We start from the raw sequence: 16106 nt of genomic DNA on the forward strand, positions 1-16106 counted from the left end.
CTCAGCGCGCCTTGACGAGCGCGGCGTAGACGACCAGGTTGTCCGCGTACCCGGTCTCGCCGCCCACCCAGCGCCCGCCGCAGGTGATCAGCCGCAGGTTGGGCCGGCTGAAGTCGCCGTAGACGTCCTCCACCGGCAGCTTCTCCTTGCCGTACCGCTCGATCGACGTCACCTCGAACACCGCCACCGAGCGGTCCTCGCGGGTCACCTCGATCCGGTCGCCGTCGTCGAGGTCCTTCAGCCCGTGGAACACGGCCGGCCCGGTGGTGGTGTCCACGTGCCCGACGAGCACCGCCGGGCCGTACTGACCGGGCGTGGGGCCCTGGTCGTACCAGCCGACCTCGCCGGCGCGCTCCACGTCCGGCACCGCGATGCTGCCGTCGGGCGCGATGCCGACCCGGTGCACCGGCGCGCGCAGGTTCAGCTTGCCGATGCTCAGGTCCGTCGGCGGGCTGGCCGGCAGGACCGGGAACTTCTTCGGCGGCGGGCGCAGGCCGGCCACGATCCGGTCCGGCAGCACGCTGACGCCGGTCACCCGCTCCACGCCGAGCATCGCGACGATCAGGGCCATCACGCTCGCCACCAGGAGCACCGGGACACCCGGGTTGCGGCTCGGAGCGTACCGGCGGGTGGTGGTCCCGGCCGCGCGGGCCGGGACCGGCCGGGACTGCGGGTCGGCGGTGGCGACGCTGGCCGAGAACGCGTGCCCGGCGACGTGGGCGAACCGGCGGGCGGCGCGGGACGTCAGCCGCAGCGCGGCCCGGAGCCGGCCGGCGCGCTGTCGCGACCGGCGGCCGGGACGGGCGGCGTCGCGGCGTCTGCGGTCCGCCGCCGGGCCGGTACGGTCCCGGCGGCGCGATGAGCGGGCCATTGCGGCACCTCTCGTCAGGCACGGCCGCCGGTCTTGCGGCGGGCGCTCACACCGGCCACCACTGCCACCGCGACCAGACCGCCGACGAGCAGCAGCGAACCGGTGCCCCGGCTACCCGCGGTGCCACCGCCGCCGGTCGCCGGTCCCTTGCTCGGCTGCGCCATGTTGAGCACGGTGAGCATGGTCGAGGCGGTGTTGCCGTTGGAGCAGTCCAGGTTCACCGGGTAGTCGCCGGGCGCCTTGTTGCCGGGCACGGTGACCGAGCCGGTGAGGAACCCGTTGTCCGGCCGCAGCGTCACCCGCCCGAAAGCGTCCGAGGTGACCTGCGCCTGGCGGTTGTTGCTGTTGTCGCAGCCGGCCCGCAGGGTGACCCGGGAACCGGCCTGGACGCTGTTCGGCGTCACCTCGATGAACACGCTCTCGCCGGCCCGGGCCGGCGGCGCGGTGGTCAGGACGAACGCGGCCACCAGGCCGAACAGGCCCAACAGGGACGACAACGCACGATGTGACAGGAGCCCTCGCATGGTTCCCCCCTCCCGGCGCGACGGTGCGCCGGACCACTGACGGGCAGCGGCGCCTGCTTTCCCGGAGGGCGGGGGAAGCTAACGGGGCGCCTTGACCACGGGGTGCCAGGCCAGCGGGGTGGAGAGCACCATCGTGCTGGACGGCTGCCCGTACGGCGCGAGGCGGTCGATGACCTCCTCGAACTCGCCCATGTTCGTGGCGGCGACCTTGAGCATGCTGCACGCGTCACCGGTGATCCGGTGGATCTCCATGATCTCCGGCCAGCCCGCGACGTCGGGGTCGTTGAGGATGCAGCGCGCGCCGTAGCAGGACATCCGGATCAGGGCGAGCACCGTCCGCCCGGCCCGGGTGAGGTCGACGTGGGCGTGGTAGCCGGTGATCACACCGGCTTCCTCCAGCCGCCGGACCCGCTCGGCCACAGCGGGCGGCGACAGGTGGACCCGGCGGGACAACTCGCTGTACGACAGCCGGGCGTCGGCCTGGAGCTCGCGCAGCAGCGCCCAGTCCATGTCGTCCACGCGCGGACCTTCCTTTCGTGAAGACGGCGACGCGAGATGGTTTCGGTTCGCGAAGTGAGACCACCATACCGCCGTTGAACAGGCATTCCATTCGGCCGCCCACCAGCGGGATCATGACGTCTACCCCGCGCACGGACGGAGAATGACTGTGGAACAGACGACGGCGGTGCGCCCGGTAACCCCCCAGGAACGGGCGGCTCGGGCGGCGCGCAACGGCGGCGAGCCGACGCTGGAGTTCGCCGACCGCGTGCCGTACGACGCGTACGTGCGGGCCAGCACGCTGCACCGGCTCCAGGAGCCGCTCAGCGACGACCCGGGCGAGATGTCCTTCCTGATGGTCAGCCAGATCATGGAGCTGTACTTCGGCCTGACCTGCCACGAGCTGCGGCACGCCAAGCGCGAGCTGCGCGAGGACCGGATCTGGGAGGCCCTGCCCCCGCTGCGCCGCGCCGCCCTGCACCTGGAAGGGCTCAACGCCGCCTGGCACGGCCTGCGCTGGATGAGCCCGGCCGACTTCAACCGCTTCCGCGACCGGCTCGGCGAGGGCTCCGGCTTCCAGTCCGCCATGTACCGGCAGCTGGAGTTCCTGCTCGGCCTGCGCGACCGGGCGCTGATCCGCCCGTTCCGCCGGCAGACCGAGGTGTACGACGAGCTGACCGCCGCGCTCGCCACGCCGAGCCTCTGGGACGAGGTGGTGGCGCTGCTGGCCCGCAAGGGCTTCGACGTGCCGGCCGAGCTGCTGTCGCGGGACGTGAACGCCGAGCACGAGGGACACCCGGCGATCGAGGCGGCCTGGGTCCGGATCTACGGCGACAACGGGCCGGACAACCACCTGCGCCTGCTCGGCGACGCGCTGACCGAGATCGCCGAGGAGTTCGGCGACTGGCGCTGGAACCACGTCAAGGCCGTCCAGCGCACGATGGGCGCCAAGGTCGGCAGCGGCGGGTCCGCCGGACTGGCATGGTTGCAGCGCAGTATGGCCCGGGTGGTCTTCCCGGAGCTGTGGTCGGCCCGCACCGCGATGTGACGAGAGAGAACAGCATGCACACCCCCGAGAACGAAGCCCTCCGCCGCGACGCCGCAGACCCCGGCCACCGGCACCTGTTCCACATCCCACCCGCCGACGGCGGGCGCTACCCGGACACGGCGTACCTGGCGGGTAACTCGCTCGGCCTCCAGCCGCGGGCCACCCGGGACGAACTCCTCGCCGACCTGGACGCCTGGCAGCGCCTGGGCGTCGAGGGGCACCTGGAGTCGGAGCGGCCCTGGCTGCCGTACCACGAGCTGCTGACCGCACCGGCCGCCCGCCTGGTCGGCGCGCTGCCCGCGGAGACCGTGGTGATGAACTCCCTCACGGTGAACCTGCACCTGCTGATGGTCAGCTTCTACCGGCCGGCCGGCGAGCGCACCCGCATCGTCATCGAGGACAGCGCGTTCCCCTCGGACAGCTACGCCGTGCGCAGCCAGGCCCGCTTCCACGGCCTGGACCCGGACACCACTGTGGTACGCCTCAAGCCACGCCCCGGCTCGGACACGCTCGGCACCGAGGACGTGCTGGACTTCCTGGCCCGCGAGGGTCACACGGTGGCGCTGCTGATGCTCGGCGGCGTGAACTACCTGACCGGCGAGCTGATGGACATCCCGGCCATCACCGCCGCCGGGCGCGCCGCGGGCGCCGTCGTCGGCTGGGACCTGGCGCACGCCGCCGGCAACGTGCCGCTGGCGCTGCACGACTGGGACGTGGACTTCGCCGCCTGGTGCTCGTACAAGTACCTCAACTCCGGCCCCGGCGCGCTGGGCGGTGTCTTCGTCCACGAGCGGCACCTCGGCGACCCGTCGATCCCGCGGTTCGAGGGCTGGTGGAGCACCGAGGCGGCCACCCGGTTCGAGATGACCCCGGTGTCCCGGCCGCCGGCCACCGTCGAGGCGTGGCAGATCTCCAACCCGCCGATCTTCGCGATGGGCCCGGTGCGTACGTCGCTGGAGCTGTTCGACTCCGTCGGCATGCCGGCGCTGCGCGAGCGCAGCCTGCGGCTCACCGCCTTCCTGGAGCAGCTGCTCGACGAGGTGACGCCGGGCCGCCCGCTGACAGTGGTCACCCCGCGCGACCCGGCTCGCCGCGGCTGCCAGCTCTCCGTGCGGATCGGGGTGGGTAGCGCCAACGAGCTGACCAAGCGGCTGCGGCACGAGCACGGCGTGGTCGCCGACGCCCGGGAGCCGGACATCGTCCGGTTCGCGCCGGTGCCGCTGTACTCCACGTACCACGACTGCTGGCGGGTCGCCGAGGCGCTGGCCGCGACGTTCGACAAGGAGGGCTCGTGAGCGTGACGAGTGAGCGTGACGAGATCGCTGTCGTCGGCGCCGGGCTGGCCGGCTGTCTGCTGGCCTGCTACCTGGCCCGGCGCGGCTACCCGGTGGCCCTCTACGAACGGCGGCCCGACCCGCGTACCGGCACGGTCGAGCGGGGCCGGTCGATCAACCTGGCGCTGTCCGAGCGCGGCCTGGACGCGCTGCGCCGCATCGGCCTGGAGGACGAGGTCATGGCGGACGCGCTGCCGATGCGCGGCCGCATGATCCACCCGGTCGAGGGCGAGCCGGAGTTCCAGTCCTACAGCGGCTCCGGGGACCGGGCGATCAACTCGATCAGCCGGGGCGCGCTGAACAACGCGCTGCTCGACGCCGCCGCCGCGCTGCCGAACGTGCGCGTCGCGTTCGACCACCGGCTGGTCGGGCTCGACCCGCTCGGCGGTGAGATGACGTTCGAGACGCCGCAGGGCAAGGTCACCGCCACCGCCTCGGTCATCCTCGGCGCCGACGGCGCCGGCTCCGCGGTGCGCGGGCAACTGCTCGCGTACGGGGGCCTGACCGAGAGCCTGGACTTCCTCGACTACGGCTACAAGGAGCTGACCATCCCGCCGCTGGGCGGGGAGTTCGCGCTCGACCCGGGCGCGCTGCACATCTGGCCGCGCGGCACCTCGATGATGATCGCGCTGCCGAACCCGGACCGTTCCTTCACCTGCACGCTGTTCTGGCCCACCCACGGCACCCGCAGCTTCGCGTCGCTGAGCAGCCCGGCGGCGATCGAGCGGTTCTTCGCCACGCACTACCCGGACCTGGTCCCGCTCGCGCCGAACCTGGTCGACGACTACCAGCACAACCCGGTCGGTGTGCTCGGCACGGTCCGCTGCACGCCGTGGCAGGTGGCCGGCCGGGTCGGCCTGGTCGGCGACGCCGCGCACGCCATCGTGCCGTTCTACGGCCAGGGCGCGAACTGCGCGTTCGAGGACGTGGTCGAGCTGGACCGCTGCCTCGACGAGTGCGACGACGAGTGGGCCGCCGCGCTTCCGCTGTTCCAGCACCGCCGTCAGGACAACGCCGAGGCGATCGCCCGGATGGCGCTGGCGAACTTCGTGGAGATGCGGGACAAGGTCGCCTCCCCGGTGTTCCGCACCCGCAAGCAGGTCGAGCACGCGCTAGAGCGCGCACTGCCCGGCCGCTACGTCTCCCAGTACGAGCTGGTCTCGTTCTCCACCACCCCGTACGCGCAGGTGCGCCGGCGGGTGCGCGCGCAGTACGCGGTGGTCGGCGCGGTAGCGGCCGGCGCGGTCGCGCTGCTGGCCGGTGGGGTCCGCGCGGCACTGGGGAGGCGGCGATGACGCTCTGGGATCCCCGGCTGATGACCGGTCACGCGCCGCACGGCCCCGGCCTGCTGCGCAACTTCGTCGGCGGTGAGTTCGTCGACGCCGGTTCCCGGTTCACCAAGCGCAGCCCGGTCACCGGCGAGCCGGTGTTCGAGGTGGTCGAGGCGTCGCAGTCGACAGTGGACGACGCGGTCGCGGCGGCCCGGTCGGCGTTGCGCGGCCCGTGGGGCCGGATGGGGGAGCGGGAACGCGCCGAGGTGCTGCGCCGGGTCGCCGACGAGCTGGAACGGCGCTTCGACGACCTGGTCGCCGCCGAGGTCGCGGACACCGGCAAGGCCATCTCGCAGGCCCGGACGCTCGACATCCCGCGCGGCGCGGCCAACTTCCGGGCGTTCGCCGAGATCGTGGCCACCGCGCCCACCGAGTCGTTCACCACAGTCACCCCGGCCGGGGGCCGGGCGCTGAACTACGCGGTCCGCAAGCCGGTCGGCGTGGTCGCGGTGATCGTGCCGTGGAACCTGCCGCTGCTGCTGCTCACCTGGAAGGTCGCCCCGGCTCTGGCCTGCGGCAACGCCGTGGTGGTCAAGCCCAGCGAGGAGACTCCCGCCTCGGCCACGCTGCTGGCCGAGGTGATGGCCGCGGCGGGCGTGCCGGACGGCGTGTTCAACCTGGTGCACGGCTTCGGCCCCGGCTCGGCCGGCGAGCACCTGACCCGGCACCCGGGCGTGGACGCGATCACGTTCACCGGCGAGTCGGCGACCGGCAGCGCGATCATGCGCGCCGCCGCCGACGGGGTGAAGGCGGTCAGCTTCGAGCTGGGCGGCAAGAACGCCGGCCTGGTGTTCGCCGACGCCGACCTGGACGCGGCGGTCGCCGGTTCGGTGCGGTCCAGCTTCACCAACGGCGGCCAGGTGTGCCTGTGCACCGAGCGCATCTACGTGCAGCGGCCGGTGTTCGAGGAGTTCACCGCGCGGCTGGCCGAGCGCGCCGGCGAGCTGGCGTACGGCTGGCCGGACGACGAGGCGACGGCGAACATGCCGCTCATCTCGCACGGGCACCGGGACAAGGTGCTCGGCCACTACGCGCTGGCCCGTACCGAGGGCGCCGAGGTGCGCGCCGGTGGCGGCACGCCGCGCTTCGGCGACGGCCGCGACGGCGGGGCGTACGTGCAGCCGACTGTGCTCACCGGCCTGGGCGCGGACGCCCGCACCAACCAGGAGGAGATCTTCGGCCCGGTGGTGCACGTCGCGCCGTTCGACGACGAGGACGAGGCGTTCGCGCTCGCCAACGGCACCGCCTACGGCCTGGCGGCGACGGTGTGGACGCGGGACGTGGGCCGGGCGCACCGGGCCGGCGCCCGGCTCGACGCCGGCATCGTCTGGGTGAACACCTGGTTCCTGCGCGACCTGCGCACCCCGTTCGGCGGGGTGAAGGCGTCGGGCGTGGGCCGCGAGGGAGGCGTGCACTCGCTCGACTTCTACTCCGAACTCACAAACGTCTGCGTGGACCTCACATGAGCGCGCGTGGGCAGAATGGCCGGAATCCCCAGCGACGTAAGCGAGGAGCCGCCATGACCGTGGACATCGAGGCCGCCAATCGGGAACTGGCAGTGGCCCGGCAGGACGGGAAGCCCTGCCCGCCGCTGCGCGGCCGGCTGCTGCCCGAGGGCGACATCGAGGCCGCGTACCAGGTGCAGCAGGTCTACACCCGGCAGCGGCTGGGCAAGGGGCACCGTCGCGTCGGCGCGAAGATCGGTCTGACGTCGCGGACCGTCCAGGAGAGCTTCGGCGTCTTCCAGCCCGACTTCGGGGTGCTCTTCGACGACATGGCCGTCGGTGACGGCGTCGAGGTGCCGATCGACCGGCTGCTCCAGCCGCGGGTGGAGGCGGAGATCGCCTTCGTGCTCGGCGCGGACCTGCCGGACGAGCGGGTCACCACTGTCGACCTGATCCGGGCGGTGGACCACGTGCTGCCGGCCATCGAGATCGTCGACTCGCGGATCGCGGACTGGGACATCTCTATCGTGGACACGGTGGCGGACAACGCCTCCAGCGGGCTGTTCGTGCTCGGCACCGCGCCCCGGCGGCTCGCCGACGTCGATCTGCGGCTGTGCGGCATGGTGCTGGAGCACGCCGGTGAGCCGGTCTCGGTCGGCGCGGGCGCGGCCTGCCTCGGCAATCCGCTGCACGCGTTGCAGTGGCTGGCCGCGACCATGGCCCGGGCGGGCGACCCGCTCAAGACCGGTGACGTGGTGCTCTCCGGCGCGCTCGGCCCGATGGTGCCGGTCACGCCCGGCGCCGCGTACGAGGCGCGCATCTCGGGGCTCGGCTCGGTGCGTACCTGTTTCTCCTCGGAGGGAACGTCATGACTGTCGGAGTGGCGGTGCTCGGGTCGGGCAACATCGGCACCGACCTGATGATCAAGGTGTTGCGGCTCAGTGAGAGCCTGCGCATGGTGGCGATGGCCGGTATCGACCCGGCCTCGGACGGTCTGGCCCGGGCCCGCCGCCTCGGCGTGACCACCACCGCCGAGGGCGTCGACGGCCTCGTGGCGCTGCCCGAGTTCGCGGACGTCCAGCTCGTCTTCGACGCCACCTCGGCCGGCGCGCACAAGCGGCACGACGAGGTGCTGCGGGCGCACGGCCGCACCGTCGTCGACCTGACGCCCGCGGCGATCGGCCCGTACGTGGTGCCGCCGGTGAACCTCGACGAGCACCTGGGCGAGCCGAACGTCAACATGGTGACCTGCGGCGGCCAGGCGACGGTGCCGATCGTGCACGCGGTCGGCCGGGTCACGCCCGTCGCGTACGGCGAGATCGTCGCCTCGATCGCCTCGAGGTCGGCCGGGCCCGGCACCCGGGCCAACATCGACGAGTTCACCGAGACCACCGCCCGCGCCATCGAGGTGGTCGGCGGCGCCGAACGCGGCAAGGCCATCATCGTGCTGAACCCGGCCGACCCGCCGCTGCTCATGCGCGACACCGTCTACTGCCTGTGCCCGGACGCCGACGCCGACCGGGTGAAGATCGCCGCCTCGGTGGCCGACATGGTGGCCGCCGTGCAGGAGTACGTGCCCGGCTACCGGCTCAAGCAGGACGTGCAGTTCGACGCCGTGGACACGTACGCGCCGGTGCTCGGCCGGCACTTCACCGGCCTCCAGGTGTCGGTGTTCCTGGAGGTCTCCGGCGCCGGGCACTACCTGCCCGCGTACGCCGGGAACCTGGACATCATGACGTCGGCCGCGCTGCGTACCGCGGAGCGGCTGGTGGCGCTGCGTTCCCCGGAGGGGGCATCCCGATGACCGACCTCTACATCCAGGACGTGACGCTGCGCGACGGCATGCACGCCATCGGGCACCGCTACACGGTCGACCAGGTGCGTACCATCGCCGCCGCGCTCGACGCCGCAGGTGTGGCGGCGGTCGAGGTGGCGCACGGCGACGGCCTGGCCGGTTCCAGCGTCAACTACGGGCACGGCGCCGCCGCCGACGCGGACTGGATCGCCGCCGCCGCCGAGGTGCTGACCACCGCGCGGCTCACCACGCTGCTGCTGCCGGGCATCGGCACCATCGCCGACCTGAAGGCGGCCAAGGCGCTCGGCGTGACCAGCGTCCGGATCGCCACGCACTGCACCGAGGCGGACATCTCCGCCCAGCACATCGCGTGGGCCCGGGAGAACGACATGGACGTCTCCGGGTTCCTCATGATGTCGCACCTCAACGACCCGGCCGGGCTGGCCGCGCAGGCCAAGCTCATGGAGTCGTACGGCGCGCACTGCGTCTACGTCACCGACTCGGGCGGCCGGCTGCTGATGTCGGACGTGGCGCAGCGCGTCGACGCGTACCGGCAGGTGCTGGAGCCCGAGACGCAGATCGGCATCCACGCGCACCACAACCTGTCGCTGGGTGTGGCGAACAGCGTGCTCGCGGTCGAGCACGGCCGGATCCTCGGCGACGGCCCGCCCGGCTCGCCGTCCGGGCGGACCGTCCGGGTGGACGCGTCGCTTGCCGGCATGGGCGCCGGCGCGGGCAACGCGCCGCTGGAGGTCTTCGTCGCGGTCGCCGAGCTGCACGGCTGGAAGCACGGCTGCGACGTGTTCGCGCTGATGGACGCCGCCGACGACCTGGTCCGCCCGTTGCAGGACCGGCCGGTCCAGGTGGACCGGGAGACGCTCTCCCTGGGGTACGCGGGCGTCTACTCCAGCTTCCTGCGCCACGCCGAGCGGGCCTCGGCCAAGTACGGCGTGGACGTCCGCTCGATCCTGGTCGAGCTGGGCCGTCGCCGGATGGTCGGCGGCCAGGAGGACATGATCGTGGACGTGGCACTGGACCTGGCGAGCAAGGAGACCTCATGATCGGGCCGGACATCGCCGGCATCGCGGAGAAGCTGGGCGCGGCGGCCGACGACGCCACCGCGATCCCGCAGCTCGCCGCCGAGACCGGACTCGACGTCGACGCCGCGTACGCGGTGCAGACCGCGCTGGTGCAGCGCCGCCTCGACCGGGGTGAGCGGCTGGTCGGCCTCAAGATGGGGCTCACCAGCAAGGCCAAGATGGCGCAGGTCGGCGTGGACGAGGTGATCTGGGGCCGGCTGACCGACGTGATGCGGGTGCCCGACGGCGGCGGCGTCGACGTCGGCGACTTCATCCACCCCCGGGTCGAGCCGGAGGTGGCGTTCCTGCTGGACCGGCTGCCCGACCCGGGCGAACCGGTCGGCTCGTTCACCCGTGCCGTACGCGCCGTCGCCCCGGCGATCGAGCTGATCGACTCGCGGTACGCGAACTTCACCTTCTCGCTACCGGATGTGATCGCCGACAACACCTCGGCCGCCGCGTTCGTGGTCGGACCGTGGTCGCCGGTGCCGGACGGGCTGGACAACCTCGGCGTGCTGCTGGAGATCGACGGGCGGGTGGCGCAGGTCGGCTCGACCGCCGCCATCCTCGGCGACCCGCGCCGCGCGCTGGACGAGGGCCTGCGGCTGGCCGGCCGGCACGGCGTACGGCTGCGCAAGGGCTGGGTGTTCCTGGCCGGTGCGGCCACCGCCGCGGTGCCGCTGCGCCCCGGCGCGCACGTGCGGGCCACTGTGGAGAAGCTGGGTTCCGCCTCCCTGAAGGCCCTCCCATGACCGCCCGGGTGGTGGCCGGGAAGGCCGTGCCGCGGGGCGCGTTCCCGCACGTCAAGGTCGCCGGCGGGTTCGTCTACGTCTCCGGTACGTCGTCGCGCCGGCCGGACAACACGTTCGCCGGGGTGTCGGTGGACGAGTTCGGCACCACCGACCTGGACATCCGGGAGCAGACCCGGGCCGTGGTCGAGAACATCCGTGACCTGCTCCGCTCGGTCGGCGCGGACCTGAGCGACCTGGTGCAGGTCACCAGCTACCTGGTCAACATGAACGACTTCGGCGGCTACAACGAGGTGTGGGCGGAGTTCTTCGACGCCACCGGGCCGACCCGGACCACAGTCGCCGTGCACCAACTTCCGCACCCGCATCTGCTGATCGAGATGCAGGCCGTCGCCCTACTTCCGTCGGGAGGTTCCCATGAGTGAGATCGCCGAGCCGTTCAGCTTCTCCGGCTGGATCGGCGAGAACCAGCACCTGCTCAAGCCCCCGGTGGGCAACAAGGAGATGCTGCCCGGCAGCGACGACTTCATCGTCATGGTGGTGGGCGGCCCGAACCAGCGCACGGACTTCCACGTCGACCCGTACGAGGAGTTCTTCTACCAGGTCAAGGGCAACATGCACATCAACCTGATGCTGCCCGAGGGTCCGCGTACGGTGCACGTGCGCGAGGGGCAGATGTGGATGCTGCCGCGCAACACCCCGCACTCGCCGCAGCGCCCCGAGGCCGGCTCGATCGGCATGGTGATCGAGCGGGTCCGCGAGGAGGGCACGCTGGAGAAGTTCCAGTGGTACTGCGGCGAGTGCCACCACAAGGTGCACGAGGTGGAGTTGCAGGTCCGCGACATCGCCGCCGACCTGCCCCCGGTCTTCGCCGCGTTCTACGCCGACGAGAAGGCCCGCACCTGCGACAACTGCGGCGCGCTGCACCCGGGCAAGGGCTGACGCGTGCCGGTCGTGGACGTGCACACGCACGTCGTACCGAAGGGGTGGCCGGACCTCGCCGCGGCGTGCGGCGGGTCCGGCTGGCCCTGGCTGCGGGTGGACTCCGAGCGCGCCGCCATGATCATGGTGGGGGAGACGGAGTTCCGCCCGGTCGGCGCGCAGTGCTGGGACGCGCCGACCCGGCTCGCCGACATGGACGCCGACGGCGTGGACGTGCAGGTCGTGTCGCCCACCCCGGTGTTCTTCAGCTACGACCGCCCGGCCGACCAGGCGGTCAAGGTGGCCCGGATCTTCAACGACCTCACGCTCGAGGTCACCGCGGCCGGTAATGGGCGGCTGGTGCCGTTCTGCCAGGTGCCGTTGCAGGACCCGGACGCGGCCTGCGCCGAGCTGGACCGCTGCCTGTCGGCCGGGCACGCCGGGGTGGAGATCGGAAACCACGTCGGTGACCGGGATCTGGACGACGCGGGCATCGTGCAGTTCCTGACCCACTGCGCCGAGGTCGGCGCGCCGGTGTTCGTGCACCCGTGGGACATGCCCGGCGGCCCCCGGCTGGACCGGTGGATGGCGCGCTGGCTGACCGGGATGCCGGCCGAGACGCACCTGTCGGTGCTCGCGCTGATCCTCGGCGGCGTGTTCGACCGGGTGCCGGACACGCTGCGGATCTGCTTCGCGCACGGCGGCGGCAGTTTCCCGTTCTGGCTGGGCCGCGCCGACAACGCCTGGCACCGCCGCGGCGACCTGGTACGCGGCGCGTCGAGCGCACCGCCCAGCTCGTACGTCGACAGGTTCCACGTCGACTCGGTGGTCTTCGAACCGGCCGCGCTGCGGCTGCTCGTGGACACCATGGGCGCCGAGCGGGTGCTGCTCGGCAGCGACTACCCGTACCCGCTGGGGGAGCGGCCCGTCGGCGACGTGGTGCACCGGGCGGACTTCCTCACCGGCGCGCAGCGGGACGCGCTGCTCGGCGGCAACGCGCTGCGGTTCCTCGGCCGCTGAAGCCGGCGCGGGTGCGTCCGTCGTCTCCCTAGTGCCGACGGACGCACCCGGCGCTGCTCAGGAGTGCGGGCAGGTGTCCCGGTACTCCTCGATCGCGGTGCCCCGGGGCGCGGGGCAGAGGAACTGCTCGTAGCGGGTGTCGTCGTCGACGAACCGCTTGAGCCACGAGATGCTGTACTTCGCGACCGTCACGTTCGACGAGGTCGGCGCGGAGTGGCCGGCCGCGTTCAACTCCAGGTACGCCTTGTCCAGGGTGGCCGGCAGGCTGGTGTAGAACGGCTCCGAGTGCGACGACACCGGCGCCACCGTGTCGTTCTCGGCGCCGATGACGAGCGTCGGCACGCGTACCGTCGACCAGTTCTTCGTGGAGTGCCAGCCGGTCAGCGGGATCGCCGCCTGGAGCGCAGGCCGGGCGTTCGCCGCCGACAGGCTGCCGCCGCCGCCCATCGAGTGCCCCATCACCGCGAGCCGGTTGCGGTCGATCCGGGTACGCACCGTGCTGGTGGTGGTCAGGTAGTCCAGGGCGGCCAGAAGCTGGGTGCCGCGGCTGGCCGGCTGGTCGTAGACGGAGAGGGTGTCGATGGTGATGACCACGAAGCCCTGCGACGCCAGCCGTGGCCCGAGCCAGGAGACCGCCGACTGGCCGGCGGTGAAGCCGGGGGAGATCGCCACCGCGCCGAACGTACCCTCGGCGGTGCTGGTCGGGTAGTAGATCGTGCCGCCGCGGAAGCCGCTGACGCTCGACGCGGAGACGGTGGTCTGGGCGATGGCGAACGGCCCTCGGGTGGCCTCGATGGAGGCGGTGGTGGGCGCGGGGCCGCGCTCGTAGGGGTTCGCGGCCAGCGCGGCCGCTGGCCCGCCGTCGCCGGCCCCGGCCGGTGCCACCGGCAGGGCGGCGAGGCCGGCGGCGGTCAGGGCGAGGGCGAGCAGGGGGCGCAGGGCGCGCGGAAGCAGGGACGGACGGGCCGGTGTGCCGGGTGGGTGGTGCACGGCGTGCTCCTCGGGGTGGTGGGGCGGCGTTCATCGAGTTGCGTCGATCTGCACATCCTGCGCGCACCGCCCGCCCGGCGGACCATCCCGAACCGGTCATGTCACCCGGATATGGACCGGCTGCCGCCGGCCGGATCACCCGGTTACGGACCGGCTGCCGCCGGCCGGACGTGTCGCCCGGCCTCCCGGCCGCCGGACCGGCAGGATGGACGGCATGGCCGAGCCGCACGACCTGACCGCGCTGGAACAGGCCGCCGCGATCCGCCGGGGCGAGCTGTCCAGCCTGGAACTGGTCGAGCACCACCTGCGCCGGGTCGACGCGCTCGGCGACACCGTCGGCGCGTTCGTCACCGTCACCGCCGAACAGGCTCGGGCCGCCGCCCGCGCCGCCGACGCGGTCGCGGCCGAGGAACGCTGCCCGCTGCACGGCGTGCCGACCGCGATCAAGGACCTCACGCTCACCGCCGGGGTCCGCACCACCTTCGGCTCCGCCGCCTTCGCCGACTTCGTCCCACCGGTCGACGCCGACGTGGTCCGCCTCCTGGCCGACGCCGGCCTGGTCAGCCTCGGCAAGACCACCACCTCGGAACTGGGCTGCTCGCTCTACTCGGAGGGACTGGTGGCGCCGCCGGCCCGCAACCCGTGGGACCTCGCGTACACCGCGGGCGGGTCCAGCGGCGGTGCGGCCGCAGCGGTCGCCGCCGGGCTGGTGCCTGTGGCGCAGGGCTCCGACGGTGGCGGCTCGCTGCGCATCCCGGCCGCGCTCTGCGGGCTGGTCGGCTACAAACCCAGCCGGGGCGTGGTCTCCGGCGGGCCGCTCGGCTTCGGCGGCTTCGGGCTGCCGGTGAACGGGCCGATCGGCCGTACCGTCGCCGACGTGGCCGCGCTGCTCGACGTGCTCGCCCGCCCGGTGCCCGGCGAGCCGTACCTGCCGCCGGCCGCGCCCGCCGGCGGCTACCTCGGCGTCACCCGCGCCGCCCACGCCACCGGCCCCGGCCGGCTGCGCGTCGGCCGCTTCACCACGCCCATGCTCGCCGACGAACCGGTCCACCCGGACTGCGTGGCCGCCGTCGACCGGGCCGCCGCGCTGCTCACCGACGCCGGCCACGAGGTGGTCGACGTCCCCGCGCCGCTCGGCCCCGAGGCGTGGCCGCTGTTCGAGACCGTCTGGTACGCGCTGGCGGTCACCCCCGTCCCGGCCGGACGGGAGGGCGACCTGCTGCCGCTGACCCGGTACCTGCGTGAGCGCGGCGAGGCGCTCGGCGCGGCCCGGCTGATGGCCGCGCTCGGCGAACTCCAGGCGCAGGTACGCCGTGGCGTACGCCGTACCGCCGGGTGTGACCTGCTGCTCTGCCCGACGCTCGCGGCCCCGCAGGCGCCTGTGGGCGCGTTCGCCGCCCTCGAACCGGCAGCGGACTTCGACCGGCAGCGGCGCTTCTCGCCGTACTGCGCGGTCTTCAACGTCACGGGCGATCCGTCCGTTTCGTTACCTCTCGGACGGACCACCGACGGGCTTCCGGTCGGGGTGCTCCTCACCGGCCGGTACGGCGACGACGCGACACTGCTCGCCACTGCCGCGCAACTGGAGCACCGGAGTGACGGATGGGATCAGCACCCCGCAATCTGGCGGGCCGCCGACTCCGCTAACGTGAACATCACAAGTGACGTGGGGCGCGACCGGTCCTGACCGGCCGACCCGCACCATTCCTGGTCTCTCTTTCCGCCTGGGGGCGTTGGGATTGTCTGTTACCGAGACGTTGGTGGTCTTCGTCGGCATCCCGGCCGCCGCGGTGCTGCTGATCGCCGCCCTGGCGGCCGTCGGCAGCCGCGGCAACGGTGGCGGCGCCAAGCGCTACCGGCCGGGCCGGCCCTTCGACTTCACTCCGGTCTGGTTCCTGGGCCGTCCGGAGCAGCTGGCCGACTCGGCCGGCACGGCGCTGGCCGCAGGGGCGCAGGCGCCGGCGTTGACCAGCCGCAAGCAGGAGCAGGCCGGCCGGGAGGCGCCGGCCGGTGGAACCGGAGGCGCAAGTGACCGTTGGTGAAGCGCGGCCCACGACGGGGACGGGCACCCCGCCCGACGTGCTGGACGGACCGTTCTCGACCCGTCAGCTGCTCCGCATCGACGAGGCGCTGCGCCTCGCCGACCAGGGCACCGGCCTGGTCTTCTCGGTCTACGTCGGCGGCCTCGACGAGCCGATCCGGGAACACGCCGAGCGGCTGCACCGCCAGCTCGCCGACCCGGACCGCTCGGTGCTGATCGCGGTGTCGCCCAACCAGCGGCAGCTGGAGATCGTCACCGGCAAGTACGCGCGCAAGCGCATCCCGGACACGTACGCCAAGCTGGCCGCGCTCTCCATGGTGGCCTCGTTCGGCGGCGGCGACCTGGCCGGCGGCATCATCCAGGGCCTCGACCAGCTCGCCAGCCACGCCGGCAAGGGCTGATCCTCCCGCCCGTACACACGACGAAGCCCGGCCCCGCGTACGCGGGGCCGGGCTTTCTC

18 protein-coding genes are annotated in these 16106 nt (G+C 73.1%); 14 read left to right on the top strand and 4 right to left on the bottom strand.

Annotation, left to right across the window (positions count from 1 at the left end; all coding sequences use genetic code 11):
* Position 1: 1 nt before the first annotated feature.
* From ACPCK6_RS24110 to ACPCK6_RS24120, 3 genes are all read right to left on the bottom strand, one after another.
* On the bottom strand, positions 2-871 hold the full coding sequence (locus ACPCK6_RS24110; protein WP_423482306.1) for a class F sortase: 870 nt from the start codon (positions 869-871) through the stop codon (positions 2-4).
* Between the two features lie 14 nt (positions 872-885).
* Positions 886-1395 (bottom strand): hypothetical protein, encoded by a 510-nt coding sequence (locus ACPCK6_RS24115; protein WP_396881345.1) that lies wholly within the window; start codon positions 1393-1395, stop codon positions 886-888.
* A gap of 78 nt (positions 1396-1473) precedes the next feature.
* Entirely contained in the window at positions 1474-1914 is a 441-nt protein-coding gene (locus ACPCK6_RS24120) for an Lrp/AsnC family transcriptional regulator (RefSeq protein ID WP_013288068.1), read from the bottom strand.
* A gap of 142 nt (positions 1915-2056) precedes the next feature.
* On the opposite strand from ACPCK6_RS24120, the gene ACPCK6_RS24125 reads away from it, so the two are divergent.
* Genes ACPCK6_RS24125 through ACPCK6_RS24175 form a run of 11 tightly spaced genes read left to right on the top strand, consistent with a single transcriptional unit; the run spans position 2057 to position 12615 of the window.
* Positions 2057-2941: a tryptophan 2,3-dioxygenase gene (locus tag ACPCK6_RS24125; RefSeq protein ID WP_013288067.1), complete on the top strand. Its 885-nt coding sequence runs from the start codon at positions 2057-2059 to the stop codon at positions 2939-2941.
* Between the two features lie 14 nt (positions 2942-2955).
* Positions 2956-4236, top strand: coding sequence for a kynureninase (gene kynU, locus ACPCK6_RS24130; RefSeq protein WP_423482307.1), 1281 nt, complete (start codon positions 2956-2958; stop codon positions 4234-4236).
* 2 nt (positions 4237-4238) lie between these two features.
* On the top strand, positions 4239-5570 hold the full coding sequence (locus tag ACPCK6_RS24135; protein ID WP_423482312.1) for an FAD-dependent oxidoreductase: 1332 nt from the start codon (positions 4239-4241) through the stop codon (positions 5568-5570).
* A 20-nt stretch (positions 5571-5590) separates the two neighbouring features.
* A complete protein-coding gene (locus tag ACPCK6_RS24140; protein ID WP_396881402.1) occupies positions 5591-7072 on the top strand; it encodes a 2-hydroxymuconic semialdehyde dehydrogenase in 1482 nt (493 codons plus the stop codon).
* Between the two features lie 53 nt (positions 7073-7125).
* Positions 7126-7923, top strand: a complete 798-nt coding sequence (locus ACPCK6_RS24145) for a 2-keto-4-pentenoate hydratase (RefSeq protein ID WP_396881348.1) — start codon at positions 7126-7128, stop codon at positions 7921-7923.
* Positions 7920-8855, top strand: a complete 936-nt coding sequence (locus ACPCK6_RS24150; protein WP_423482308.1) for an acetaldehyde dehydrogenase (acetylating) — start codon at positions 7920-7922, stop codon at positions 8853-8855. The genes ACPCK6_RS24145 and ACPCK6_RS24150 overlap by 4 nt, the downstream gene beginning before the upstream one ends.
* Positions 8852-9907, top strand: coding sequence for a 4-hydroxy-2-oxovalerate aldolase (dmpG, locus tag ACPCK6_RS24155; RefSeq protein ID WP_396881350.1), 1056 nt, complete (start codon positions 8852-8854; stop codon positions 9905-9907). The genes ACPCK6_RS24150 and dmpG overlap by 4 nt, the downstream gene beginning before the upstream one ends.
* Complete coding sequence (locus tag ACPCK6_RS24160) at positions 9904-10677, top strand: 2-keto-4-pentenoate hydratase (RefSeq protein ID WP_091423125.1); 774 nt, start codon at positions 9904-9906, stop codon at positions 10675-10677. Before dmpG ends, ACPCK6_RS24160 begins: the two co-directional genes overlap by 4 nt.
* Positions 10674-11099, top strand: a complete 426-nt coding sequence (locus ACPCK6_RS24165) for a RidA family protein (RefSeq protein ID WP_396881352.1) — start codon at positions 10674-10676, stop codon at positions 11097-11099. Before ACPCK6_RS24160 ends, ACPCK6_RS24165 begins: the two co-directional genes overlap by 4 nt.
* Positions 11092-11616: a 3-hydroxyanthranilate 3,4-dioxygenase gene (locus tag ACPCK6_RS24170; protein WP_013288058.1), complete on the top strand. Its 525-nt coding sequence runs from the start codon at positions 11092-11094 to the stop codon at positions 11614-11616. Before ACPCK6_RS24165 ends, ACPCK6_RS24170 begins: the two co-directional genes overlap by 8 nt.
* A gap of 3 nt (positions 11617-11619) precedes the next feature.
* Complete coding sequence (locus ACPCK6_RS24175) at positions 11620-12615, top strand: amidohydrolase family protein (RefSeq protein WP_423482309.1); 996 nt, start codon at positions 11620-11622, stop codon at positions 12613-12615.
* A gap of 57 nt (positions 12616-12672) precedes the next feature.
* Here ACPCK6_RS24175 and ACPCK6_RS24180 read toward each other — a convergent pair whose 3' ends face one another.
* Positions 12673-13605 (bottom strand): poly(ethylene terephthalate) hydrolase family protein, encoded by a 933-nt coding sequence (locus ACPCK6_RS24180; protein WP_423482310.1) that lies wholly within the window; start codon positions 13603-13605, stop codon positions 12673-12675.
* 214 nt (positions 13606-13819) lie between these two features.
* Here ACPCK6_RS24180 and ACPCK6_RS24185 point away from each other — a divergent pair, with 214 nt between their 5' ends.
* From ACPCK6_RS24185 to ACPCK6_RS24195, 3 genes are read left to right on the top strand one after another with little or no spacing between them, the layout of a single operon-like run.
* Positions 13820-15292 carry an amidase gene (locus ACPCK6_RS24185; protein ID WP_423482311.1) on the top strand — a complete coding sequence of 491 codons (1473 nt, stop codon included), beginning with the start codon at positions 13820-13822 and terminating at the stop codon, positions 15290-15292.
* Positions 15293-15344: 52 nt separating this feature from the next.
* A complete protein-coding gene (gene ctaJ / locus ACPCK6_RS24190; RefSeq protein ID WP_013475475.1) occupies positions 15345-15647 on the top strand; it encodes an aa3-type cytochrome oxidase subunit CtaJ in 303 nt (100 codons plus the stop codon).
* Positions 15634-16047 (top strand): DUF5130 family protein, encoded by a 414-nt coding sequence (locus ACPCK6_RS24195; RefSeq protein WP_091423148.1) that lies wholly within the window; start codon positions 15634-15636, stop codon positions 16045-16047. Before ctaJ ends, ACPCK6_RS24195 begins: the two co-directional genes overlap by 14 nt.
* The last annotated feature ends 59 nt before the right edge of the window (positions 16048-16106 follow it).

Source organism: Micromonospora sp. AB353, from assembly GCF_049538395.1.
Taxonomy (GTDB): Bacteria; Actinomycetota; Actinomycetes; order Mycobacteriales; family Micromonosporaceae; genus Micromonospora; species Micromonospora aurantiaca.

Bases quoted from the DNA above. Each gene is read 5' to 3' on its own strand.
- ACPCK6_RS24110 (WP_423482306.1), bottom strand. From the start codon at position 871: ATGGCCCGCTCATCGCGCCGCCGGGACCGTACCGGCCCGGCGGCGGAC.
- ACPCK6_RS24115 (WP_396881345.1), bottom strand. From the start codon at position 1,395: ATGCGAGGGCTCCTGTCACATCGTGCGTTGTCGTCCCTGTTGGGCCTG.
- ACPCK6_RS24125 (WP_013288067.1), top strand. From the start codon at position 2,057: ATGACTGTGGAACAGACGACGGCGGTGCGCCCGGTAACCCCCCAGGAA.
- kynU (WP_423482307.1), top strand. From the start codon at position 2,956: ATGCACACCCCCGAGAACGAAGCCCTCCGCCGCGACGCCGCAGACCCC.
- ACPCK6_RS24140 (WP_396881402.1), top strand. From the start codon at position 5,591: ATGACCGGTCACGCGCCGCACGGCCCCGGCCTGCTGCGCAACTTCGTC.
- ACPCK6_RS24145 (WP_396881348.1), top strand. From the start codon at position 7,126: ATGACCGTGGACATCGAGGCCGCCAATCGGGAACTGGCAGTGGCCCGG.
- ACPCK6_RS24150 (WP_423482308.1), top strand. From the start codon at position 7,920: ATGACTGTCGGAGTGGCGGTGCTCGGGTCGGGCAACATCGGCACCGAC.
- dmpG (WP_396881350.1), top strand. From the start codon at position 8,852: ATGACCGACCTCTACATCCAGGACGTGACGCTGCGCGACGGCATGCAC.
- ACPCK6_RS24160 (WP_091423125.1), top strand. From the start codon at position 9,904: ATGATCGGGCCGGACATCGCCGGCATCGCGGAGAAGCTGGGCGCGGCG.
- ACPCK6_RS24165 (WP_396881352.1), top strand. From the start codon at position 10,674: ATGACCGCCCGGGTGGTGGCCGGGAAGGCCGTGCCGCGGGGCGCGTTC.
- ACPCK6_RS24170 (WP_013288058.1), top strand. From the start codon at position 11,092: ATGAGTGAGATCGCCGAGCCGTTCAGCTTCTCCGGCTGGATCGGCGAG.
- ACPCK6_RS24185 (WP_423482311.1), top strand. From the start codon at position 13,820: ATGGCCGAGCCGCACGACCTGACCGCGCTGGAACAGGCCGCCGCGATC.